At 64.0% G+C, this 21,559-nt stretch carries 26 protein-coding genes; 10 read left to right on the top strand and 16 right to left on the bottom strand.

The window, feature by feature from the left end; all coding sequences use genetic code 11:
- Window positions 1–30: 30 nt before the first annotated feature.
- The gene (locus ILP86_RS18945; protein ID WP_227751420.1) at window positions 31–567 is read right to left on the bottom strand and encodes a hypothetical protein; all 537 of its coding nucleotides are present in this window, start codon (window positions 565–567) and stop codon (window positions 31–33) included.
- Between the two features lie 247 nt (window positions 568–814).
- Entirely contained in the window at window positions 815–1,426 is a 612-nt protein-coding gene (locus ILP86_RS18940) for a TetR/AcrR family transcriptional regulator (RefSeq protein ID WP_193762686.1), read from the bottom strand.
- A gap of 50 nt (window positions 1,427–1,476) precedes the next feature.
- On the opposite strand from ILP86_RS18940, the gene ILP86_RS18935 reads away from it, so the two are divergent.
- Window positions 1,477–2,613, top strand: a complete 1,137-nt coding sequence (locus tag ILP86_RS18935; protein ID WP_193762685.1) for a hypothetical protein — start codon at window positions 1,477–1,479, stop codon at window positions 2,611–2,613.
- A gap of 26 nt (window positions 2,614–2,639) precedes the next feature.
- On the opposite strand, the gene ILP86_RS18930 is transcribed toward ILP86_RS18935, so the two are convergent.
- Both ILP86_RS18930 and ILP86_RS18925 read right to left on the bottom strand, forming a co-directional pair.
- Entirely contained in the window at window positions 2,640–3,521 is an 882-nt protein-coding gene (locus ILP86_RS18930; RefSeq protein ID WP_193762684.1) for an ABC transporter permease, read from the bottom strand.
- Entirely contained in the window at window positions 3,518–4,378 is an 861-nt protein-coding gene (locus ILP86_RS18925; protein WP_308431991.1) for an ABC transporter ATP-binding protein, read from the bottom strand. Before ILP86_RS18925 ends, ILP86_RS18930 begins: the two co-directional genes overlap by 4 nt.
- A 228-nt stretch (window positions 4,379–4,606) precedes the next feature.
- On the opposite strand from ILP86_RS18925, the gene ILP86_RS18920 reads away from it, so the two are divergent.
- The 5 genes from ILP86_RS18920 to ILP86_RS18905 all read left to right on the top strand — a co-directional run bounded on the left by ILP86_RS18920 (window position 4,607) and on the right by ILP86_RS18905 (window position 8,443).
- Complete coding sequence (locus tag ILP86_RS18920) at window positions 4,607–5,353, top strand: ubiquinone/menaquinone biosynthesis methyltransferase (RefSeq protein ID WP_193762683.1); 747 nt, start codon at window positions 4,607–4,609, stop codon at window positions 5,351–5,353.
- A 113-nt stretch (window positions 5,354–5,466) separates the two neighbouring features.
- Window positions 5,467–5,856: an SRPBCC family protein gene (locus tag ILP86_RS18915; protein WP_193762682.1), complete on the top strand. Its 390-nt coding sequence runs from the start codon at window positions 5,467–5,469 to the stop codon at window positions 5,854–5,856.
- Window positions 5,857–6,346: 490 nt separating this feature from the next.
- Window positions 6,347–6,631 (top strand): MerR family transcriptional regulator, encoded by a 285-nt coding sequence (locus ILP86_RS18910; RefSeq protein WP_227751429.1) that lies wholly within the window; start codon window positions 6,347–6,349, stop codon window positions 6,629–6,631.
- Complete coding sequence (locus ILP86_RS19965; protein ID WP_350502332.1) at window positions 6,583–7,515, top strand: MFS transporter; 933 nt, start codon at window positions 6,583–6,585, stop codon at window positions 7,513–7,515. Before ILP86_RS18910 ends, ILP86_RS19965 begins: the two co-directional genes overlap by 49 nt.
- A complete protein-coding gene (locus ILP86_RS18905; RefSeq protein WP_308431990.1) occupies window positions 7,400–8,443 on the top strand; it encodes a 1-deoxy-D-xylulose-5-phosphate reductoisomerase in 1,044 nt (347 codons plus the stop codon). Before ILP86_RS19965 ends, ILP86_RS18905 begins: the two co-directional genes overlap by 116 nt.
- Before the next feature lie 43 nt (window positions 8,444–8,486).
- Here the strand turns inward: ILP86_RS18905 and ILP86_RS18900 are convergent, their stop codons facing one another.
- Complete coding sequence (locus tag ILP86_RS18900; RefSeq protein ID WP_193762679.1) at window positions 8,487–9,248, bottom strand: metallophosphoesterase; 762 nt, start codon at window positions 9,246–9,248, stop codon at window positions 8,487–8,489.
- A gap of 15 nt (window positions 9,249–9,263) precedes the next feature.
- Between ILP86_RS18900 and ILP86_RS18895 the strand changes: the two genes are divergently transcribed.
- Window positions 9,264–9,932: an NUDIX domain-containing protein gene (locus ILP86_RS18895; RefSeq protein ID WP_193762678.1), complete on the top strand. Its 669-nt coding sequence runs from the start codon at window positions 9,264–9,266 to the stop codon at window positions 9,930–9,932.
- Here the strand turns inward: ILP86_RS18895 and ILP86_RS18890 are convergent.
- From ILP86_RS18890 to ILP86_RS18880, 3 genes are read right to left on the bottom strand one after another with little or no spacing between them, the layout of a single operon-like run.
- Window positions 9,911–10,414 carry a DoxX family membrane protein gene (locus ILP86_RS18890; RefSeq protein ID WP_193762677.1) on the bottom strand — a complete coding sequence of 168 codons (504 nt, stop codon included), beginning with the start codon at window positions 10,412–10,414 and terminating at the stop codon, window positions 9,911–9,913. The genes ILP86_RS18895 and ILP86_RS18890 overlap by 22 nt on opposite strands.
- A gap of 43 nt (window positions 10,415–10,457) precedes the next feature.
- On the bottom strand, window positions 10,458–11,312 hold the full coding sequence (locus tag ILP86_RS18885; protein ID WP_193762676.1) for a phosphotransferase: 855 nt from the start codon (window positions 11,310–11,312) through the stop codon (window positions 10,458–10,460).
- The gene (locus ILP86_RS18880; RefSeq protein WP_193762675.1) at window positions 11,309–12,124 is read right to left on the bottom strand and encodes a DUF3626 domain-containing protein; all 816 of its coding nucleotides are present in this window, start codon (window positions 12,122–12,124) and stop codon (window positions 11,309–11,311) included. Before ILP86_RS18880 ends, ILP86_RS18885 begins: the two co-directional genes overlap by 4 nt.
- A gap of 121 nt (window positions 12,125–12,245) precedes the next feature.
- On the opposite strand from ILP86_RS18880, the gene ILP86_RS18875 reads away from it, so the two are divergent.
- On the top strand, window positions 12,246–13,169 hold the full coding sequence (locus ILP86_RS18875) for a DMT family transporter (RefSeq protein ID WP_193762674.1): 924 nt from the start codon (window positions 12,246–12,248) through the stop codon (window positions 13,167–13,169).
- Between the two features lie 19 nt (window positions 13,170–13,188).
- Here the strand turns inward: ILP86_RS18875 and ILP86_RS18870 are convergent, their stop codons facing one another.
- From ILP86_RS18870 to ILP86_RS18835, 8 genes are all read right to left on the bottom strand, one after another.
- Window positions 13,189–15,048, bottom strand: a complete 1,860-nt coding sequence (locus ILP86_RS18870) for a long-chain fatty acid--CoA ligase (RefSeq protein WP_227751427.1) — start codon at window positions 15,046–15,048, stop codon at window positions 13,189–13,191.
- A 43-nt stretch (window positions 15,049–15,091) separates the two neighbouring features.
- The gene (locus tag ILP86_RS18865) at window positions 15,092–16,180 is read right to left on the bottom strand and encodes a hypothetical protein (RefSeq protein ID WP_193762672.1); all 1,089 of its coding nucleotides are present in this window, start codon (window positions 16,178–16,180) and stop codon (window positions 15,092–15,094) included.
- A gap of 82 nt (window positions 16,181–16,262) precedes the next feature.
- Window positions 16,263–16,703 (bottom strand): carboxymuconolactone decarboxylase family protein, encoded by a 441-nt coding sequence (locus ILP86_RS18860; protein ID WP_193762671.1) that lies wholly within the window; start codon window positions 16,701–16,703, stop codon window positions 16,263–16,265.
- A complete protein-coding gene (locus ILP86_RS18855) occupies window positions 16,700–17,269 on the bottom strand; it encodes a GNAT family N-acetyltransferase (protein ID WP_193762670.1) in 570 nt (189 codons plus the stop codon). Before ILP86_RS18855 ends, ILP86_RS18860 begins: the two co-directional genes overlap by 4 nt.
- 38 nt (window positions 17,270–17,307) lie before the next feature.
- Window positions 17,308–17,697, bottom strand: a complete 390-nt coding sequence (locus ILP86_RS18850) for a hypothetical protein (RefSeq protein WP_193762669.1) — start codon at window positions 17,695–17,697, stop codon at window positions 17,308–17,310.
- A gap of 277 nt (window positions 17,698–17,974) precedes the next feature.
- On the bottom strand, window positions 17,975–18,586 hold the full coding sequence (locus ILP86_RS18845) for a LysE family translocator (protein WP_193762668.1): 612 nt from the start codon (window positions 18,584–18,586) through the stop codon (window positions 17,975–17,977).
- A 43-nt stretch (window positions 18,587–18,629) separates the two neighbouring features.
- Window positions 18,630–19,193, bottom strand: a complete 564-nt coding sequence (locus ILP86_RS18840; RefSeq protein WP_193762667.1) for an RNA polymerase sigma factor — start codon at window positions 19,191–19,193, stop codon at window positions 18,630–18,632.
- The gene (locus tag ILP86_RS18835) at window positions 19,190–19,774 is read right to left on the bottom strand and encodes a hypothetical protein (RefSeq protein ID WP_193762666.1); all 585 of its coding nucleotides are present in this window, start codon (window positions 19,772–19,774) and stop codon (window positions 19,190–19,192) included. The genes ILP86_RS18840 and ILP86_RS18835 overlap by 4 nt, the downstream gene beginning before the upstream one ends.
- 148 nt (window positions 19,775–19,922) lie before the next feature.
- Between ILP86_RS18835 and ILP86_RS18830 the strand changes: the two genes are divergently transcribed.
- Window positions 19,923–20,555, top strand: coding sequence for a LysE family translocator (locus tag ILP86_RS18830; protein ID WP_193762665.1), 633 nt, complete (start codon window positions 19,923–19,925; stop codon window positions 20,553–20,555).
- 15 nt (window positions 20,556–20,570) lie between these two features.
- The gene (locus ILP86_RS18825; RefSeq protein WP_193762664.1) at window positions 20,571–21,485 is read left to right on the top strand and encodes an NAD-dependent epimerase/dehydratase family protein; all 915 of its coding nucleotides are present in this window, start codon (window positions 20,571–20,573) and stop codon (window positions 21,483–21,485) included.
- Window positions 21,486–21,559: the final 74 nt, after the last annotated feature.

Here is a 21,559-nt window from a genome sequence, read left to right as displayed (position 1 = left end):
CGCGAGCTTATCTCCGACTTCTCCCATGGTTCAGTCCCCCGTGATGTTCAGGTCGGCGAGGTCGGCACCGAGCCGCTCGATCAGCTCGTCGATGTCTGCGGCCTGGATGTCCAGATCGGATTCGGCCTGCTCCAGCGCCTGCAGGTCGGCGTAGAACTCGTCGGAGTCGCCGACGGCCGCCTCGACGACCGGTGCGTCGAGCGCAGCCATCACCAGGCCGGGCAGCTCTTCCGCCAGCGGTTCGATCACCATGGGGAGGATCTGGTTCAGCGCCTGCTCCAGTGCGATGTCGACCGCCGCGTTCAGCAGCTTCTTCTTCGCGATGACCATCAGGCCCGCGCCCGGAGCCGTGAACGGGTTGGTCAGCATGGCCACCAGCGCGATCGCGGTCGTGGTGAGGTCGGCGATCACCTTCATCTTGAGGGCGAAGACGACACCGGCCGCTACCTCCAGTCCGGCGGGCACGGGGCCCAGAGCGTCGAGAAGCTTCTGCAGATTGTTGGAGCGGTTGCTGTTCCACGCGGCGACGAATGCCGGACCTGCCTGTCCGCGCATGGCCGCGGCCATGTCGCCGTTTGACCTTTCGATCGACGGCCTGGATCCGCCCCTCCAGCTCTCCGGCGAAGGTGCTGACGATGTCCCCCGCACGGCGGAGCTCGTCCTCATCGACATCCGGCCATTCGAAGCCCAGCTTCTCCATGATCCAGATCAGATCATTCGGCAACATCATTCCCATGCACGCACCCCCACCCAGGCTCTTTCGAACCCGACGAACGAAGATTTGGACGCGCGCATCGTCTCGCGCGGCGCTCGTTCAAGAGTCGACGTGCGTGCGTGCGTCATGCTCGGTCGGTACCAGCTGTTCAATGATGTGATCCACCATTTCCCGCGTTGCGGGGGTTTCGTCAAAGGACACCTCGGCCACATAGTCTGACGCTGTCCGCCGCAGTTGCAGCCACCCCACATAGGTCGCATAGGTTAGGACGGCTTGGCGCCTGGCATCGGCTGCGGAGAGACCGAGGCCCACAAAACCTCGTTCGAGGATGTCCAAGCGCTTCTGGGTCACACGGCGGATCGCTGGGGCGACGATGGGGTCATCCGGTTGTGCGTAGATCGCCGGCTCGAGCCCAGGAAATGGATCGTCCACTTCGGCAAGTCCCATGAGGAAAGTGGTGCGCATTCGTTCGGCAGGATCGGTCACCGAGTTGATCGACTGCTCGACCGCGTCCGTTTCAAATTCTTCCCAGGCCAACATCGCTTCGACCAGCAGGGCACGGCGATCGGTGAAATGCCAGTAGAAACTTCCGCGAGTCGCCCCGAGCTCCGTGGCGAGCGTGTCGATAGACACCGACGCCAGTCCTCCCCGAGCGATCGCGCGCAGAGCGGCATCCGTCCACGTTCGCTTCGTCCATCTCGCTTTTGCCATGACCATACAATACTGTGCGGATATCCATACGAATGCGCATGGAACGGGGAATGGTGAAGATTGATCGCATCGGCGTGAGGTCGGGTTTGCTGGCGGCCGGATGGTCGATCGCGTCCGCGGTCCTGGGGATGTGGTGGCTCGCCGTCCCTACCGCGTACCCATTCGGCGCCGGGGATCCGCACGCCGATATGTCGCTGCTCTTTGCAACGACCGCGCACCAGGCAGCGTGGGTTCTGTTGGCGACGGGGCCCGTCGGTATCTTGGCCGGCATCGCCGCAGGTCGGCCGCGGCGGACCTCGTCACTCGCCGTCGCCGTCGCCACCGTGTTTGCCATGGGATTCGGGCTCTTGGTGCCCGACCTGCAATTGCTGATCTTGCTGACCTATCTGCTCGCGATCCTGAGCCCGCTCCTCCTCGTGACATTCGCCGCGGCCGCCCTGGTTCGTCACCCAGTGCACCTCATTGCATGCGTCGGCGTCGTTGTCGCGGTCGTTCTGCTCCTGGGGGGAGTGGTCGATGGGCAACATGTGGGAGCGCTGATAACCCAAGTGGCGGCCGCCGGCTCTTCATTGGGCTCTCGTCCTCTCGTGGCGGGATTCTTCCTGGTTGGCGGCGGGCTGTGGGCATGGACAGCTGTGATCGCGTGGCGACGGAGACACACGCGCTGCGGATGGTGCGGTCGGCCCGCTAGGTCGTGGGCGAGCCCGAGAGCTGCCGCGCGTTGGGGGCGATGGGTGACCATCGCGGCCGCGCTATGCCCGCTACCGTACGCCGTCGTCCGGATGACCTGGCTGCTTCCGCCGAACCTTCGGATTGCTCCAGCAGGCCTGGATGCCGAACCGGGTCTGCGGCTGTTCGGACTCCTCATCGGCGCAGTAGCGGTAGCTGCTTCGATCCTCACGCTGGGTCTCGTCGCGAAGTGGGGTGAGCGCTGGCCCGAGTGGCTCCCGCGCCTCGCGGGACGTCGCATCGCACCGATGCTGCCCGTGTCACTTGCCGGAGCGGCAGCGGTGTTGATCACGATCGGCGGCATCTCGATGATTCGCCAGTCGCTGTTCGCTGACGGCGGCGACTGGTCGACGGTTGTGGTGATGCCGTTCCTGTTCTGGGGCCCGGTGCTGGGGGCGGGCGCGCTTGCGCACTACTACCGACGCAGGTCGGCCTGTCGGCATTGCGGTCTCGCCTGAGCACGGATGACTGCAGCTCGCGCCACTCAGCCGTGCCCCATACGCGATCTGATGCGCGCGGCCGCGAGCGTCGCGAATACGACGGTCATGGCCGAGAGCAACACGAGAACATGTGCCGCGGTGATCTGAAGTTCGCCGATGGCGATGTCGACACCGAAATAATCGCGCAAACCTGCGATGGCATCCTGTTCCCCGGCCACAGCTCCAAGCGTGCTGGCTGTGAACTCTTGCCGGAGAAGCATCGACGACTGCGCGAACGGGAGCGCATTGACTGTCGCCCGGACGGCTTCCGGCAGTGACCCGACGGGGATGTATGCTCCCGCCAGGAAACCGAGTATCGTGCCGACGATCGTCGAAAGCGCCGCGAATGCGCCCGGGGTGGCAACGAACGAAACGACGAAAGCGGAGAGCGCTGCGAAGGCGCAGCTCACCAACACGATGTACCCGATCACCCTCAGCAACGATGCCGGCGCCGCGATTACCCCGTTGACAAAGAAGAGGGAAAGCAAGCCGAATGCCAGCAGGATGCCAGTCATCAAGAGGGCGACGATCAGAGCCGCGAGGAAGTAGCCGAGAACGAGCTGTCCCCGGCGAAGCGGAGACACGAGGAGATCGCGGAATCGACCGGTCGCGGCGTCCTCGACCAGCACGCCGAATGCAGCGAGACCTGTCGTGATAGCAGTCATGCTGACAATCCCCGCGTACATCCAGGAATCGACGAAGGCCTTGATCTGCGCCGGACTCGCTTGCGGAAAGGATTTTTCAAGGTCCGCAGTCTGCAGATTGCCGAGGAACAGGGCGTAGAGACCGAAAAGGATGACTGCGGCCAAGAGCGAGAAGAAGACGTTGAGTCGATCTCGGAAGAACAGCCGAAGGTTGCGCCGGACAAGAGCCAGCACGGCGATCACGGCGCAAGCCCGTCGCTGGTCGTGCTGCCCGTGAGTGCAAGGAACACGTCGTCCATACGACCGTGCCGGAACTCGAAGTCGGCGACATCATCGCCGTGATCGATGAGCAGCCGTCGCGCCGCATCGGCATCATCGACCGGAATGGCGAAGATGTCGCCGCTGGCGTCAGCCGTTCGCGCCGCAGCGCTGACGAGCCTCTGCAGCCCGGCAGGGTTGCGAGTGGTGATCGTCAGCACGCTGCGGCTGTGCTGCGACCGCAGTTCGGTCGGAGTTCCTTCCGCGATCACCGCCCCGGCATCGATGACGCAGACGCGATCGGCCTGTTCCGTCTCCTCCATGTAGTGCGTCGTGAGGAAGACGGTGAGGCCGGCGTTGGCGTTGAGTTCATGGAGCGTTCTCCAGACGACGGCTCTACTCGCCGGGTCGAGGCCTGCCGTCGGCTCATCGAGGAAGAGGACGCTCGGGCCGTGCAGAAGGGCACGTGCGATATCCGCCCGCCGACGTTGCCCGCCCGAGAGATCGCTGTATCGCCGGTCGAGAAACTCCTCAAGTTGAATGAGGTCAGAAAGCTCCGCAGTCCGAGACGCGATGGCGCGTGAGTCCGACCCGTAGAACCGTGCGCGCGTCGTCAGGTTCTCGCGCACCGTGAGGGACGGATCGAGCAACGATTCCTGGAACACCACGCCGATTCGGCGTCGCACACTGGCACCCTCACGCGCGACATCGTGGCCCGCCACCTCCACGTCTCCCTGGTCGAATGGCCAAGCGGTCGTCAGGCACCCGATCGTTGACGACTTTCCAGCACCATTTCGGCCGAGGAAAGCGAAGACGCTGCCGACCGGAACGGTCAGCGACACGTTGTCCACAGCAACCACCTGAGAGAAACGCTTCGTGAGGCCGCTGACTCGGATAGCGGCCGGCTCCTCTGGGTGCTGAGTTGCAAACACTGTACCTCCCGAAGCAGTTCCATAACTTTGTGCACGGATTATCCATACGATAGCGTACGGATATGACGCGAACCTCTCTGAAAGTGGTCGACGGTGACGTCCGGCCCTGCGGTGCCCCGACTGCCACACTGCCGGTCGATGGGTGAGCAGATCACCAAGGTGAGAGCACCGGGCGGGGTTCGCGCCGACCTCCGCCGAGATCCCGCGGAAGTGCGAAAGATGTTCGACGCCGTAGCGCGCGGCTACGATCGCACCAACTTCTTGCTTAGTCTCGGTCAGGTCAGAAGGTGGCGCCGAGTGGTGACGGCTGCAGTCTCCCCGCGGCCGAGTCAGCGGATTCTGGATCTTGCTGCAGGAACCGGACGTTCCAGCGTGCCGCTCGTCCGCAGTGGCGCGACCGTCATCGCTGCGGACTTCTCGCCTGGGATGATCGCCGAGGGTTCTCGTCGTTTCGGGTCTCTTCCGGGGCTGCGGTTCGTGCAAGCGGATGCGGTCGATCTGCCGTTCGACGACGGCGAGTTCGATGTCGTCACGATCTCGTTCTCTTTGCGGAACGTCGCGGAGCCCCGCGCCGCATTGGCGGAGATGAAACGTGTGGTTTCGCCAGGCGGCCGCTTGGTGATCTGCGAGTTCTCGCATCCTCCGTCGCGGGTCATGAGTGCGCTGTACCGGATGTACGGCGCAATGGCTTTTCCCGCCCTGGCTCGACTGAGCAGCTCGAACCCCGAGGCCTACCGTTACCTGCGTGAGTCGATCGAAGACTGGTCGGAGCCCCGCGAGCTGTCATCGTGGCTGCAGGAGGCGGGGTGGGTGGGCGTCAAGTATCGACGACTATCGGCGGGCATTGTTGCCCTGCATATCGGGGTGAACCCTCCAGCCGAGTAGTCGAGCCTTTCCGGAAGCCGCGGTGCCCTCGCTCCCGGTATGACCTCGATGTATGCTTATCCATACACAACTGTATGGGAGTGAGAATGATCCGTAACGTACACGAGAGAGTCGTGACTGGCACTCCGGACGAGGTCTGGACGATCCTCGCCGACGTCAGTTCCCTTTATCCGTCGAGCAGCGGCAAGTTCGAGCTACCCGAGGGTCTTCACCCTGGGGCACCCGTGGTCCACGATGGAACTCGATACCAGGTCGCGAGCGTCGACGTTGGCAGGCGGCTGTGGTTCGACATGGGCAAAATGCTGCCCGGCGGACACGGATTCGAACTGTTCCCGTGTGGCGCGGGCACCCTCGTGCGGCACACGATTCAGGGCCGACCGAGCATGCTCCTCGCTGTGATGTGGCCGCTGCTACTGCGACGCCAACATGAGAAGGCGATCGAAGGCACCCTCGCCAACCTCGCGCGCGCGACAGCCCGAGCCGAGTCGCCCTTGACGCCGTGAATCGGACCCGAGCTGAGAGGGTCAGCCGATCAATCGGGGACGCTGCTGTGCCACCCAAGCTCCGCGGGGCGGTCGCGCTCCCCGGGTATGACTACCTCGACGCCTTCACACTGCCATTCGCCGGTGCGGATGCGTGGACAGCCGAGAACTGGGCGCGCTGCATGTTCCAGGACGACCGACCCTTGGTCGTTCGCGCGCTGACGCGCGGCCTGCTGGGCGTGGTACTTCAGAGACCCGATCCGAGCGGGCGGATCGGCGGCTACACGATCGTGGCATCTGAGCCGCGGCTCGTGCGCGCGAGCGTTAGTTCGCAGCTCAGCGACGACCAGGTTGTGGTGATGATTGATGCTGGCTCCATCTCGTTGATAACGGCGGTGCGCCATCGAGTGTCATTCTCGCGGGCTGTCTGGGCGATGCTGGGCCCCCTGCACCGTTCGTTCGCACCGCGCGTACTTCGCCACGCGGCATCCCGAGCGAGAGTCGCCCGGTGATGACAGTCTCATCGACGAAGGCGCAGACGCTGCGGATTGGGGAGGTCGCCGCTCTCGTTGGTGTCACGCCTCGAGTGCTCCGCGCTTACGAGGAGCAGGGGCTTCTCGACGCGGAGCGTGGGAGCAACGGCTACCGCGTGTACCGTCCGACAGGAATCACGCGTGCAGCAAATATCAAGGCGCTGATCGACGTTGGCTTGACCAGCGAGGACATCCGTTCGTACTTAGAGGCCGGCTGTCTAGACGTCCCGCGCGCGCCACCTTCGTCGTCGTCGCAGGGATGACCATCGTCGCCGTGGCGGTGATCGCGTCGACGGTTCCGATCATCCCGGGGCGATGGGAGACAGGAACCCGGGAACGTCTGGCTCTTCTGCGCCGGCCTGCGGTGATGGCGGGGGTCGGTAGTTCCGTGCTCGGTGCAACCAGCGGACTGATGCCCTATATCTTCATCGCACCCATCCTCGGCGACATCAGCATGCTGAGCCGGGAGCTGGTGCCGAGTGCCATCGCCATCCTCGGGCTGTCCGGGGCGCTCGGCACAGCGATCGGAGGTCGTCTCAACGACCGCTGGGGCACTGACCGCACCTTCCTCCTCCTCGCGCTCGTGGCCGGCGCGATCGCCATCTTGGCGTGGATCGGTGTCGGCTTCGACGGGAGCACTCCTCTCTGGCTGCTCGCAGGGGTGATCATGCTCTGGGGTGGGGCGTCCTGGGGATACAACCCGCCCATGAACGCGCGAGCTCTTCGTTTCGCCGGTGCGGCGGGCACCGAAGCGATCGCCCTCAACACCAGTGGCCTCTACGCCGGCATCGCCGCAGCGGGTGCTATCGGAGGCGTCGCCCTGAGTTTCGTAGGCGGAGCCGCAACTCTCCTCGCAGCAGCAATCATCGGCGTTGTCAACCTCGTATTCACGGTCATCGTCGTCCGTCGCTTTCCGTCGTCGCCGCACATCCCGCGCATACAGGATGACGTCAAACTCAAGGAGGTTCATCGTGAAGAAGATCGTCGTGCTCGGCTCGACGGGCTCAGTTGGTCGTCAGGCACTTTCGGTCATCCGCCAGTACCCGCAACAGTTCGAGATCGTGGGGCTCAGCGCGGGACGCAATCGCGACCTTCTCCAGGCGCAGGGGCGCGAGTTCAGAGTCTCGCACCTGGCTCTCGGAGCTGAGGAGGCGGCATGGCTCGCAGCGGAGGCTGCGTGTGACATTGTTCTGAACGCGATTACCGGTTCCGTGGGCCTTCGGTCGACAGTCGCCGCGGTGAAGGCTGGCCGGACGGTTGCCCTTGCGAATAAGGAGTCTCTTGTCGTCGGCGGGGAGCTCCTGGCGCGTCTTGCCGTTCCCGGCCAGGTGATCTCCGTCGATTCGGAACATTCGGCCATCGCACAAGCGATGAGGGCTGGCCGAGCCGCGGAGGTGAATCGGCTGTTGATCACCGCGTCGGGAGGCCCGTTCTATGGGCGGAAACGCCACGAGCTGCGGGATGTCACCCCCGCCGAGGCGATGCGGCATCCGACCTGGGACATGGGGCCAATGATCACGATCAACAGCGCGACCCTGGTCAACAAAGGGCTGGAGGTGCTCGAGGCCCGGGTGCTTTTCGGAGTGGCTCTCTCGGCCATCGATGTCGTTGTTCATCGACAATCCGAAGTTCACTCAATGGTCGAGTTCACCGACGGCTCGACCATCATCTGCGCATCAGAACCTGACATGCGGCTCCCGATCGCGCTCGGCTTGTTCTGGCCCTACCGCCCCGTCGAAGCCATCCGCGCGCTGGACTGGTACACGCCACGCGAGTGGACCTTCGCTCCTGTCGATCACCACACGTTCCCCGCTATCGAGTTGGCGAAGGAGGCAGGCCGGGAGGGGAGCTCGTATCCGGCCGTATACAACGCAGCGAACGAAGAGGCTGTTCACGCGTTTCGCACCGGCGACCTGCCTTTCGTGAGCATCACTGATGCGATCGCCGACGCCCTGCAGCGGCATTCTCCGTCAACCACCGAGTTCTCACTCGACACGATCGCGGACGCCGAGGCATCCGCCCGCCGCGCTGTGGGGAGATTCGTCAGGAGCAAACGCCGATCACAGTCGGACTAGCGCGGCTCGCGACTGACGGTGCGGGAAGGCCGCGGGGTTGCGACTAGAAGTCACCAGGGCTGACGAAGTGGAACACGCTTCGCAGCACCGTCCCGTCGAGCGTGTGAACAGCGAGACCGGGTGACGCTGTCGGATCGGCGATTGGATCCGTATGGTTGCCGAGTCGCATGGTCGAGACGATCCCGGGGGCGCCGATAAGCGGCTTCCCTGCGAATGTCGTCGCGAGAGCGGTATGCACATGGCCGGTGAGGACGCCGACGATCTCATCGTGCGCGTCGAGCAGATCGCGGAGATCGCCAGGATTCCGCAAGCCGAGTCGGTCCATTAGATCGTGTCCGACTGGTACCGGCGGATGATGCAGGGTCAGGATCACCCGACCCCCGACAGCTTCGATCGTCTCGTGAGCGAAGGTCAGCGTCTCTTCGGCGAGAAAGCCGCCGACTTCCTCCTCGACGAGGCTGTCCAACCCGATGATGGTCAGATCGGCCACAGTGAAGGCGGAGTTCAGGTATCCGCCGACCTCACCCGGGAGGTGCGCCAACATCGCACTCCGCACATCATGATTGCCCGGCACGACGACGACCGGTACATCGCGGGGAAGCTTGCGGAAGAACTGATCGTACTCAGCTGACTTGCCATGGTCTGCGATGTCGCCCGAAACAACCAGTGCGGCAACATCGTCCAGCCCCGCGACCTCTGCGATGATGCGTTCGAGGCGCCTTGAACGGAGCGTACTGGTGTCCAGATGGCAGTCGCTGATATGCGCAATCCTCAAGTTCTCTTCCTCCTCAATGACTTTCGCCAACGCTAACATACACATATGTATGGTGACGCAGTTGGCAAGAAGACAGGACGACGCGCTACTCAAAGTGTCGGCGGAACTGCGGGCAGCCCGGCCGGCGCGGCGACATGCACGGCACATGCGGCGACGGCGTCCGAGGGCGCGGCGGACGAGGTCGTGGTTCTGTATGGTAAGGGAAGCCGGGTGGTCGGCGCCGCTCGAAGATCTGAAGTTCGCGCGCACAACCTTCGCCACGCGTGCGTGGTGGTGATGGTGTTCAACAGTGCAGGGGAGCTCTATGTGCACCGGCGCACCCACACGAAGGACGTCTACCCGGGATGCTACGACGTCATGGCCGGCGGCGTTCTCCGGGCCGGGGAGGAACCGTACGAGGCCGCGCTGAGGGAAGCTGCAGAGGAACTCGGCGTCACGGGTGTCGAGCTCCGACCGCTCCTCGAGACAGACTATTCCGACGACCGCTCGCGCTACCGTGCGTTTGGATTCGTGACGACGTACGACGGCCCTATTCGTTGGCAACCCGAGGAAGTGATGTGGGGCGGGTGGGTATCTCCGGAGGAGCTCCTAGACATGGTGGCGGATTCCAACCTCTCCTTCGCGCCAGATACTCTCGCGCTGATGCAGACGTGGATCAACGACGGCAGCCTTTGGCCCTTCTGGCTGGGGAATCAGCCTGAAGACGCGCCGTAGCGTCCTGCGCAGACCTCGCGTTCGACCGCCTTCCGCAATCTGTGCCGCTTGTACTCGTCCACGAACACGAAGACTGTCGCGCCAAAGAAGACGGCTTGGATCAAGGTTCGAGGGAGCAGGGCATCGGCGCCGGCGCCGCCGTTCAGCGCGTATTCCACGTTTGCGGGAAACATGGCGAGGAGCATTAATCCGAGACAAGCAGCGGCCAGCTGAGTCGTCGGCCGAAACAGTAGCCCCACTGCGCCGGCGAGTTCAAGGATCCCCGTGATGGCGACGGCGAGGTCGGGATGCGGGACCCATGTCGGCACCATCAGAACGAGGGTCTCGCGCATGCCAATGAAGTGCGAGATACCCGTCATCGTAAACATGGCCGCGAGGCCCAGGCGCACCGCGACCGGCCAGGACCGCAGCCGCCCTACGCCTAGCACGCCAAGAAGGCGCGATCCGAGCGTGATGAGACTGAGGGCGATGAGAGGTTCCATGGCACTAACCATACAGTTGTGTATCGTTAGTGACACCATCTAGTCAGACCTGTTCAAGCCAGGCGAGAAAGGCACCGCGTACAGCCCGCAGGACGTCTCGCGCTTGCCTGCTCGCGGCTGACGTTGATGCCATCTCGACAACGGTCCAGGCCTTGGCCCAGAGGATCTCGTCTACGGACGGAGAGTCAGGGCCGTACGCGCTGGTAAGGGCCTCAGCTTCGCTGCGGTCCGGCAGCCCGGGGAGCAATATCGCGAGGTCGAGGGCCGGACTCGCAATCGTCAACCGCTCGAGATCGAGGAGGACGGGGAAGCCCGCATGATCCACGCGCCAGTTGAGAGGATTCGGGTCCCCGGATATGACGCAGCGACGTGCGAACAGCGGCTGAGCGCATCGCTCGAGATCCTCGAGGTGTTGCGCCGTGGCGGCATCTGCGTGCAATGCGGACACGGCCGACCGCGTCATAGCCGAGTCCCATCCCGGCTGAAAGCCGTATCGAAGGCTCGCGACCAGCCCCTGCGGCAGGGAGTGCAGGGACCTCAGCGTGTCGATTACCTGTAAATCGACGCCCCAACGTTCTTGGGGCAACGGGTGGGGGAGGCGCTCCATAACGAGCCACGTGCCTGCGCTCGATGTTTCCACGATCGCGAAGATCGTTGGAGTCCGTATCCCGTGCCGTTCGAAGTCTCCCGCAAGCCGGCCCGCGATCTCGACTTCCGCCGCTACCGCGGGCCCCTTGACCACAACCGACGCTGACACGCCGTGCAACGCTGCCACGGAGCGCCCGGAGAGGCCGCCGAGCCACTCGAATCCTTTGAGGCGTCCGCCGACGCGGGCGGCAGATCTCAGCACCTCAACTGGTATCTCTTTCGGCGCTTTCGCCGTCTTCAGAGCGTTCACGACGGATGCCTGTCAGACTTGGCTCCGCGACGTTCTGTGCTGTCAGGGCCACGGGTGCCACCGGCGTCGGCCGCACCCCCATACCGTGCCAGGAGGTGCCACACTTTCTTGAGAAGCTGCGGGTCGTGGTGGCCCGAGCGCGCGGCTGACCCGACGATATCGGGTGTGAGCTCGGGCGCCAGGCTTCTCGCCAGCCTGACGGGCGCCGCCCCCCTATACGACGGACTGAGGGTTTCGGTGTCCACTCGAAACCCCCGGTGAAACTCCACCTTGCACCCCAGTCGTGCAGCCGCAACCTCGATCGCGGTCCCTCGGAAGCAGGGGTCCAGCACGACCGCGTCCGCGTCGGTGTCAAAGCGAACGCCGCCGTGCACGTGCGCCTCTACGTAACGGTCGAGAAGGTCGGTGTCGTCGCTCCGCATCCGCTCGATCAGGTCGCGCAGGCCCTTGGCGTCGCGCACACCCTCCGGCTCGAACACAGAATCCGGGTAGCAGAAGGTAGTGCGCTCCGTGACGTTCGCTTTCAGACGCAGGAAGGCGGAACCGAAGCGGGGTGCGGCCCCGCGCGCCTGCCCTTGGTCGATGGCGCCGTAGATGGGTCGGGCGGAGGGTGGGCGCTCGTCATACTTCTTGTCGAACAGGCGACTCTCCCAGAGCCAACGGTCGCCGCCCGGGTACGCAGTGAGGCCTCCGTTCGACGTCGCGGTCTCGAACTGGGACCGATATCGGCCGGCTGCTGCCATGGCCTCGATGACGGTCGAGTCCTGGAACGGCCAGTCAGGGTGAAAATGCAGTAGGACGGCTGGGGGCATCCGTGTTTCTCTCATGCGGTGGAACATACAGTACAGCATTGTATGGTTGCGGCAATAGAAAGGGAGGCGACTCCCGCACGAACGGCGCGGGCTGCCCGGCGACGCCGGTAGGGGAGTGAAGATGGCACACGGTTCCGCTCGGCTGCCGTTGATCGCGATTGGCACCGCCGTGCTCCTTTGGTCGACGAACTTCGCCATCAGCGACGAAGTCCTGCGTACCGCATCTCCGGCCGTGGTATCCGTGGGCCGATTCGTGATCGGCTTGCTGGTGCTAGTCCCCATCGCGCTGAAAAGGCCCGGTTTCATTCGTACCCTGCAACATCCGCGCACGATGCTACTTGGCCTTCTGGGGGTGGCCCTCTACTACTCCCTCACAAACATCGCACTCGTCCTCACCCTGCCCGGCATCGTAGCTTTGACCAACGCCGCGCTCCCGGCGCTGACAGCCGTCCTCGCGTTCTTTACTCTTCGCGAAAAGGTTTCGCCCTTAGCCCTCGTCGGACTGGTCGTGGCAATTCTGGGCGTAGTAGTCGTGGCCGGCTCGAGCCTCACCTTCGATGCTGGCGTTGCAGTGAGCCTGATTGGGCTCGGGAGCTACGCGCTCTACACGGTTCTGCTACGTCGCGGGCCGGTCAGCGAGGGGAGAGAGCGATCAAACTCGGTACCACCGCAAGTCAACCCGCTCGTGCTGGCGACGGCTACAGCCGTTTGGGGCACCGGCATCATGCTCCCATGGCTCGGGCTGGAGATGATCGTCCATAGTGCCGCGCTTCCCGCTGATGTGAACGGGTGGGGAGGGCTCGTGTTCCTCGGTGTGGTGATCACGGCCCCGACGATTGTGCTTTTCAATTACGGAGCGGAGCGCCTACATGCTGCGCTCGTTGGCATTCTCACCGCGGCGATACCTGGCCTGGGAAACCTGTTCACCTTGATGCTCGGCGAGCCCGCAGACATCGTCACGGCGTCCGGGGGAGCGATCGCCGTCATCGGTGCGACGATCGCTGTCGCCGCGGCGCGCGATTCCGATACTCACGGCTCACGATGAAGGTCCCGCGACCATACTCCTAGGATGCTGTTCCGTCCGTTCTCGGTCTGCGGTGTTCGTTCGCGGCGTACATCTCGGTGATCTTCCCTGCCCACGTGTCGATGACGGCGGCGCGTTTGACCTTCAACGAGGCGGTGAGGAGGCCGGACTGCACCGTGGGGGGAGCAATGGTCGTCCATCGCTTCAGGGTCTCGAAACTCGCTAGGCCCTCGTTTACGGCGTCAATGTGCGCCTGAATGGCGTCGATGACCTCGGGCGCGTTGATGTCTGCGGGCAGCGACCGCGCGCCAGCCCATTGGAGCAGATACTCCTCGTCGACGGCGATCAGGGCCGTGCAGTAGTTGTATCCGTCTCCCAGCACGACGGCTTCCTGAATCAATGGACACACCCGGAGCAGCCCCTCGATCTTGGCCGGTGCGACGTACTTGCCGCCTGATGTCTTGATGAGTTCCTTCGTTCTCCCGGTGATGGTGAGGTAGCCGTCTTCGTCTATCGATCCCTGGTCTCCTGTGTGGAACCAGCCGTCGGTGTCGATGACCTCGCGAGTCTCGGCGGGCCGGTTGTGGTAGCCGCGCGTGATGTTGGGGCCGCGCGCGATGATCTCGGCGCCCGCGCCGATCCTGATCTCTACGCCCGGCAACGGCTTGCCGACCGTTCCGATGCGCATGGCGCTGGGGCGGTTGGCACTCAGCCCGGGGCATGTCTCGGTGAGCCCGTACGCCTCGTACAGGTTGATGCCGAGACTCAGGAAGAACCATTGAACTTCGGGCTGCAATGGTGCCGCTCCGCTCAGCAAGCCCACCGCCCTATCGAGACCCAGCTTTCCGCGGATGCGGGAGAGCACCAACCGGTCGGCCAACCGGTGCGCGATACCCTTTCGTGCGCTGCGCCCGCTATCGGCTATTCGACGTTCGGCTGCAACGCGACCGGCTCGCAGCGCCCAGTTGAGGATCCGATTCTTGATAGGGGAAGCTGACGCCTGCTGCTCCACCGCGATTTTGATCTTCTCGAACACTCGCGGGGCCGCCGGCACGAATCCCGGTCGTGCCTCAACGATGTCGCGCGCGAGCGTCGGAACGGATGAGATGACGATGGGGACGTTCATCGCTGGTGAGACGAACTGCACCAGCCGACCGAATGAGTGCGCGAGGGGCAGAAACAAAAAGAGGCCGCCCTCTTTCACGTTCCCGTCGAGCAGACGCGCCTCGCGCACGCTGTCGATCATCGCCAGGTGGTTGTCAGAGGACTGGGTAACCGCTTTCGGCGGACCGGTGGTCCCTGAGGTGTACGTGAACGTCGTCGTCGCGGCCGGATCAACAGCCGCCCTCAGCCGCCGGATCGTTCCTCGCCATTCCTCAAGCCGCTGACGTCCTCGACGCTCGAGCTCGCCCAGTGATTCCCAATCCGGCGACCTGGGAATCCCCGTCGGATCGATGACCACCACGTGACGCAGCGCGAGCTCTTGCGGCAGGTAGGTGTGTCCGAAGAGCTCGAACCCGGCACTCATCTCCTGGACCTTCGCGTATTGGACCGCGTCGTCGACGATCAGGACTTTGATGTCGGTGTCGACATGCATGTAGCCGACTTCGGGCGCCGGCAACGAGGTGTAGATCGGGACGGTGAGGGCACCGATCGACATCGCGGCGAAGTCGGCAGCCACCCAATCGATCGATGTTTCCGCGAGGAGACCCACCGCATCGCCGGCCGCGAGGCCGACACCGCAGGTGATGAGACCCGCGGCGATGACGTCGACCCGATCGGCGAGCTCGGCCCAGGTCTGTTCTCGCCAGCGGCCATCGACTCTGAACCTCAGTGCCGTGTCATCGGGGTTCAACGCGGAACGATCATGGACCAGCGAAGCAAGTGTGCTCCCATGCATCTCAACGGAGGCCGCAGAGGAGGTGGGGGTCGGTCGTGGCATTTCAGCTCCGTAACGTCGGCGTTGCCAGGTGAGGGGAAGTGTGTAGGACGATCTCTGTTTCTGACCCGGAGCCGGCGCGGTGCATCGCGTAGCCCCAGGCGGCGAGGCCGAGAAGCGGACCCCACAGCCAGAACGGGAGCATGAACATCACGTAGACCGTCTGGCCGAGGTCTCCGGTGCCCATGAACACGAACTCCCCGCCAGCCGCGGTGAACAGGACACTCACGACGCTTGCCGGGACGATGGCCAGGGCCGGAGGGATGGCTCGGCCGCCGACGCCGGCGAGGAACCGCGGGAACCGTGCGCCCCAGGGCAGGATCAGCCCCAGGGTGAGCAGTCCGCCGACGAGCATGCCCAAGCCGAGCATCAATCCCGTCGCACGGGTTATGGGCTCCTCGACGAACGTCTCCGTGCTTCCGCCGAACAGCGGCCAGGGGGTGAGCCAACTCGCCCGCGCGATCGCGTAGGGCAAGGCGCAGGCGGCCGCGATCAGGGTGATTGGGATGCGGTGACGATGCACGAACCCGGCGAACGTGCTGCTGCTGGTCCGTTCGTCCCCGATCACCCATACGAGAAGCCCAGCCGCGGCGGTGACATGGGCGAAGGCAAGCGCCGCCTCCGGGAGGAGGGCGCCGAGTCCCGTGAGCACCTGAAGCGGTAGTCCCGTTGCTTCGAGTGCCACGGACGAGAACACGAGGCCTCCGATCACCAGCGCGGCGATAGGGATCCCGACCCACGGGCAGCGGATCGTCGTGAGAGCGACGAGCGCCACTATTCCGAGGATGACGGCCACAGCGAAGGTGTATCCGGCCGTCGGGATCATTCCTCCCGGGATGGTGAGGGCGACGAACGCAGCAGTGAGCAGGCCCGCAGTCCTCAGGGGCCAGACTGCTCCGCGCGGACCCGGACCACGCTCAGCGACCAGCGCGAACCCGGACACCACGATCACCGCGAGGCCCCCGGTCAGTGCCAGCGCGAGTTCAATGCTGCTCCCGAAGGACCTGCCGACCAGACTGTCGGGCAACGAGTCGCGCAAGCCCGGCAGGAGCATCCGCAGAAGACTGACGACCGTGATGGCAAGACCGCTCACCGCGGCCGCAAGAAGGACGACCTTTCGTGTGAGAGGTGATAGGCGCTTCGATACAGGTGCTTCGGGCGGCAGTCGTAGCATTTCAGTTCCGTAGTGGTGGCGGTGCCAGGTGCGTGGAGACGCCCATTCGGTTCGTGAGATTGATGAAGCCGATCGCGAGAATGAGGTCGGACAGTTCCTTCTCCGTGAACTCTTGGGCGGCCTGCGCCCAGGTGACCTCGTCGACGCCGTCGACGAGCACCGTGACCTCCTCGGTGAGGGCGAGTGCTGCACGCTCAGCACTGGAGAAGAACGTCGTCTCTCGCCAGGCGCTCACCGCATAGATCTTGCGAGTCGGCACGCCGATCCGTTCGAGGTCGGTCGCGTGCATGTCGACGCAGTAGGCGCACTTGTTCATCTGCGACGCGCGCAGCTTCACCACACCCAGCAATTCGTGGTCGAGCTGCTCCGCGACATAGTCGTTGAGGGCAAGGACTGCTTGGAATCCTTCAGGCGCATGCCGCGGTATGACGAGTCTGGTCATGGGTGTTCCCGGTGTTCAGTCCGATCGCTGACGAGCACCCCGAAGATCGCGGTGTCGGTCCACTCGTTCTTGTTCCACCAGTGCTGACGTAGGTGTGCCTCATGTTGCATGCCGACAGCGCGAGCGAGTCTGATGGATGCAAAGTTGCGCGCGTCCATCTGGGCGACCACCCGGCGCACCTCGTGTCGCTCGAAGGCGAGATCGAGTGTCGCGCGCACTGCCTCACGGGCGAAACCTTGACCGGTGTGGCCGGGATCGAGAACCCAGCCGATCTCGGCAATCTGACGCTCGTCGTCCAGATACCAGAGCTGCACATCACCGACGGGGGTGCCGTCGTGTTCGATGACCAGCACCAGAGCACCGGTATCGCCGTCGAGGTCTGACTTGAGGATCCGCTGTTGGGTATAGAGCTCGGCGGTCTCCATGGTCCAGGGTTCCTGGAGTAGGAAGCGCACGACATCGGGTCGCGAGTACACGCGATGCAACCAGATCGCATCCTCCTCGCGGTGGGATCGCAGCGTCAGCCGGGCGGTCCGGAGAGGGATACCGACGGCCGAACTAAACATGTCGGTCTCCTATGAGAGCGGTCAATATGTTGGTCGCGCTAGTTCGAGTAGACCGGGGTGAGGTAGTTTCCCCACCGGCGCAGCTTCATCGGCAGGCCGTCGACCCACTGGACGCCGTCAAGCCGCGCGACAGCAGATCCTGGCTTACTGAGCGACGACTCGACGAGGTAGCCACCGTTGATCGGCTTGAGGCATACCCGCCAGTAATAGTTACCTGCCTCGAGATAGAGCTTCCGCTGGCCGGGATAACTCCACTCATGATTGCGATAGTCGCCCCAGTCGTAACCTCGCGAGTCGGGATGGATGGGCACTTCGGCGCGCCAGCTGTAGTTGCTCGAGGAGAGTTGGATGTGCCTACCGATGCACGACATCTGCATCCACGAGCGAGGGCTACCCGAGAGGAAGGTCAACTGGTCGAGACTCGCCATAGCCGACGCGACAGCCGGTGTAGCTCTTGCCGACGTACTAGCCATCGCCCGAGTAGCGGCCGTCGTCTCGCCTGCGACCGCCGGCGCGCCAGCCAGAGTCGTCGCTATGACGAGAGCGGAGACGATGAGGGTCGATCTCAAGTTCTTTCGATGAGTGGTGGCGATGGGCACGATGTCTCCGTCTCATGATGAAAAGCAACCCCTTCAACATACAGACATGTATGGATGTTCGCAATCGCGCCGATTGTTGCAGCTCAGTGCGGCTTAGGCGCGTGAGCTATCGGCTCTCCAGGGCGAGCCGCCCGGCGAGCAGGACGTAGGTGGCGGCGAAAGTGCGGCGCAACCAAGTCATGACTCTGGGTCGGTTGATGACCTGCTCGCGCATCGTGCCAGCGAACGCCCCATAGGCGGCGAACACGATGAAAGTGAGGGCCATAAACACGAAGCTAAGTCCGACCATGCGCCACGTTCCGCTGGCTTCACCGGCCGGCACGAACTGGGGGAGGAATGCGAAGAAGAAGATCGTGAGCTTTGGGTTGAGCAGGTTAATCATGATCGCAGTGCGGATGACTCGCCAGAACTGTTCGGGCGCGGTCTTGTCGTCGACGCGGAGTGCCGATCTTTCCCGGATGGACCGCCATGCCAAGAGGAGCAGGTATGCGACCCCGAGCCACTTGATGATCTCGAACGCGAGTGCCGACGCATGCATGATGGCGGCGAGTCCTGTGATCGCGGCGATCATGTGAGGAACAACCCCAAGGGTGCATCCGAACGCCGCGACGATGCCCGCCTTGGCGCCCCGAGTGAATCCGGCAGCGATCGTGTACACCGCGCCCGTGCCAGGAGTGGCGACGACCACGAGGGTCGTGATCAGAAACGCAATGCTCATCATCCCGCCTTCGGAATCTATGATTCCGCACAGTACTCCGACGTCAGACTCTTCGTTGTCCGACCTCAAGCTGCGCGTCGTCCTCCTGTACACCGAGGCCCTTCGGCTCCGACGTATCAACGGTCAGCAGGAGGCGGAGCTTTGCTTTCGCTGCGGCGATCCGGGATCGGGCGGTAGACGGATTCAGCCCGAGAATCGCGGCCGCCTCATGAGAGGGGAATCCGTCCCAGTACACGAGTCGGATCAGCTCCGCTTGATCTGGCGGGAGAACCGCGATGGCTCCGCGAATCTCCACCGCCTGTTCGGTGCTCTCGGGCGGAGGGGCTGTTTGCGCCTCGAGCGTGAGCCGCTGGAGTGCGTTGGCGTAGCGAGCTTTGCTGCGGCGATTGCTGCGGAGAATATTGTGGGCCACGCCGAAGAGCCACATGCGCGCTTGGTCCGCTCGGGTCGGCATGCGTCGCCGACGTCTCCAAGCGGTGAGGAGCAGCTCACCGTACGCTTCCGCGGCGTCGGACGGATTGCTGATCCGGCGCATGAAGTACCGGTAAAGATCCTCCTCCGCCTCGCGAACAGCATCCTCGAACCGTTCCTTCGACGCCTCGCTCACTCGTCGCAACCTCGGAATCGAACTTCGGCTCCGTAGGACGCGGCGAGCCCCTTCGACTTCAAGTGTTCGGCTGTCAGGTCGCCGATGACCGCGCTAATCGCCTGCTGCCTGAGCTGTGTCGGAGGAATCACCGTGGGTGCCGGCGCGCCGTTCTGGTCCGTGGCGCGATCGGCACTGTCTTCGAACGCGTCCTCCCACCAGGTGATCGCAGACTCGTCCAGAGTCGTCAGGTCCAGCGTGGCTACAAAGTCGCGAGCTTCTTCGTAGGCCTCGGGGTCTTGGCCTTCGAGGGGGAGAACTTGGTAGCCGGCGACGCACTCGCCAGCGTCAGTTCGGATCGAGAAGATGTTGTCGGCGGCCCATCCCCACGGCGTTGTGATGCCGTTGGCCGCCATCGCCGCTGAGCCGCCTCCCAGCAGCAGGGCTGTCACCCCGGCGCCTGCCGTCCATGACCATGCTGAGCGGCGACGGCGCGCCTTTGAATCGGCGATGAGCCGCGTACGGTGCGCGCCGAGACTCGATGGGACTGCGACCTGCGGTGCGGCTTCGCGCAGCGAGAGTTCGAGTTCGGTGTCGTTCATGATGTACCTCCGGTTGGCGAGCATTTACCCAGTACATGACCGCTCGTGAAGGTTCTGTCCAACTAGGCGAAAGACCGTTCTTGACCAGGGCGCAGCCTCGAACAGCCAGCTCCGTACAGTCGCGTATGTTCGCGTGTATCATCACACTATGGTTCCCTTCGACAACCTCCTCGCGTTCGTTGTCGCAGCGGTTGTCATCCTGGTGATCCCTGGGCCGAGCGTGCTTTTCGTCATCGGAAGGTCGCTTTCCCTCGGTCGTCGCGCCGGACTGTTGAGCGTCGTCGGAAACGCTCTCGGCACCGTCCCGGCGGTGCTTGCCGTGTCCCTCGGTGTGGGTGCCATCGTCGCGTCATCTGTCGTCGCATTCACAGCGATCAAGATCGTCGGCGCGGTTTACCTTGTATGGCTCGGCGTCCAGGCGATTCGTCACCGAACGAACCACGCCGAGCAGCCATCACAGACCAAAGCGTCTGACATGAAGCTTCTACGCCAGGGCTTTGTTGTCGGCGTGACCAACCCGAAGTCGATCGCCTTCTTCGTCGCTGTCCTCCCGCAGTTTGCGGCGCCGTCCGCCGGACCCGTCTGGGTGCAGCTCTTCTTTCTTGGCCTGATCTTCCAGGCGCTCGCGTTGGTGTGCGACAGCACCTGGGCTCTCCTCGCAGGCACTGCTCGTCAATGGTTTGCTCGCTCATCGCGGCGAATGACCGCGCTCTCCGGTATCGGCGGAGCGATGATGATCGGCCTCGGCGGCACGCTCGTGCTGAGCGGGACCAAGAACTGACCACATGAACCGACCATGAAAGCTCTAGTCGTGGGCGCCCGTGGCGCAGTCGGACGTGTTGTCGTCGAGGAGCTCCGGAAGGCCGGACACGTGGTCACCTCGGCAGGGCGCTCTGCTGCGGGCGAGCTTGCGGTGGATCTTCGACAACCTTCAGGTCTGCGAATTCTGCACGAGGTCATGCAGGATCACGATGTGGTGATCAACGCATCGGGGATTGAAAATCCCGGCATAGCGGAAGTGGGTCCGTTCGTGGAGGCGTCTGCCACCTCTGCCTACCTCGCTCACCTCGCCGAGCTTGTCCCCGCAGATTCGAAAGCAGTGCTCGGCGCCGGCCTCGCCCCGGGGTTGAGCTCCATTCTGATCGCCGCATTGGCGACGCGTCCCGGGGATGAGGTTGATCTCGGCGTCATGCTGGGCACAGGGGAGCGCCACGGAGCGGCAGCGGTAGCCTGGACGGCGGGCCTTATCGGCAAGGCCATTCACGCTCCTCCCGAGGGAGGGGTGGTGCGAAACTTCATCGAACGCCGTGCGCTTCCGGGAGCTGACGGGCGTCTTCGCAAGTATCTGAGAGCCGACTTCCCCGATCACGTCCTCGTAGGTCGACGACGTGATATTGCTGTACGCAGTTACCTCGCGGTGGGTGGGCGAGCGGCCACTTGGGCGTTGTCCCAGGTGGGACGTTACCCGCTCGCGCGGGCGCTCGTCGCGAAGAGTCTTCACATCGGTTCGGAGGAGTGGCATCTCGCCGCTCTCAACCGTCGCACGGGAGAAACTCTCGTCGCGCGGGGCGTAGGACAATCCACGGCCACCGGAGTGCTGGCTGCGCTCGCTGCTGAACGCCTCGTTGACGAGAGACCGAACGGCGCCGTTTCGATGGAAGCGATCGTCACGCTACCCGAGGCAACTAACCGTCTAGTTGAGCTGAGCTAGAAAACTGACAGCATCCTCCCGCTTCCAACGCGCGGGTGGTCGAGTGGTTGGTGCCAGCGTCGCGCACCCCGCGT

Origin of the sequence: Microbacterium sp. R1, assembly GCF_015159725.1 — a bacterium.
In the GTDB taxonomy this organism is placed as follows: Bacteria; Actinomycetota; Actinomycetes; order Actinomycetales; family Microbacteriaceae; genus Microbacterium; species Microbacterium oxydans.
Note: the sequence above shows the minus strand (reverse complement) of the source record. Positions and strands in the feature narration are given on the sequence as shown.

Coding starts and splice junctions, on each gene's coding strand:
- ILP86_RS18945 (WP_227751420.1), bottom strand. CDS start 567: ATGGCCGCGGCCATGCGCGGACAGGCAGGTCCGGCATTCGTCGCCGCG.
- ILP86_RS18940 (WP_193762686.1), bottom strand. CDS start 1,426: ATGGCAAAAGCGAGATGGACGAAGCGAACGTGGACGGATGCCGCTCTG.
- ILP86_RS18935 (WP_193762685.1), top strand. CDS start 1,477: ATGGTGAAGATTGATCGCATCGGCGTGAGGTCGGGTTTGCTGGCGGCC.
- ILP86_RS18920 (WP_193762683.1), top strand. CDS start 4,607: ATGGGTGAGCAGATCACCAAGGTGAGAGCACCGGGCGGGGTTCGCGCC.
- ILP86_RS18910 (WP_227751429.1), top strand. CDS start 6,347: ATGACAGTCTCATCGACGAAGGCGCAGACGCTGCGGATTGGGGAGGTC.
- ILP86_RS18895 (WP_193762678.1), top strand. CDS start 9,264: ATGTATGGTGACGCAGTTGGCAAGAAGACAGGACGACGCGCTACTCAA.
- ILP86_RS18890 (WP_193762677.1), bottom strand. CDS start 10,414: ATGGAACCTCTCATCGCCCTCAGTCTCATCACGCTCGGATCGCGCCTT.
- ILP86_RS18880 (WP_193762675.1), bottom strand. CDS start 12,124: ATGCCCCCAGCCGTCCTACTGCATTTTCACCCTGACTGGCCGTTCCAG.
- ILP86_RS18875 (WP_193762674.1), top strand. CDS start 12,246: ATGGCACACGGTTCCGCTCGGCTGCCGTTGATCGCGATTGGCACCGCC.
- ILP86_RS18870 (WP_227751427.1), bottom strand. CDS start 15,048: ATGCATGGGAGCACACTTGCTTCGCTGGTCCATGATCGTTCCGCGTTG.
- ILP86_RS18860 (WP_193762671.1), bottom strand. CDS start 16,703: ATGACCAGACTCGTCATACCGCGGCATGCGCCTGAAGGATTCCAAGCA.
- ILP86_RS18855 (WP_193762670.1), bottom strand. CDS start 17,269: ATGTTTAGTTCGGCCGTCGGTATCCCTCTCCGGACCGCCCGGCTGACG.
- ILP86_RS18850 (WP_193762669.1), bottom strand. CDS start 17,697: ATGGCGAGTCTCGACCAGTTGACCTTCCTCTCGGGTAGCCCTCGCTCG.
- ILP86_RS18845 (WP_193762668.1), bottom strand. CDS start 18,586: ATGAGCATTGCGTTTCTGATCACGACCCTCGTGGTCGTCGCCACTCCT.
- ILP86_RS18835 (WP_193762666.1), bottom strand. CDS start 19,774: ATGAACGACACCGAACTCGAACTCTCGCTGCGCGAAGCCGCACCGCAG.
- ILP86_RS18830 (WP_193762665.1), top strand. CDS start 19,923: ATGGTTCCCTTCGACAACCTCCTCGCGTTCGTTGTCGCAGCGGTTGTC.
- ILP86_RS18825 (WP_193762664.1), top strand. CDS start 20,571: ATGAAAGCTCTAGTCGTGGGCGCCCGTGGCGCAGTCGGACGTGTTGTC.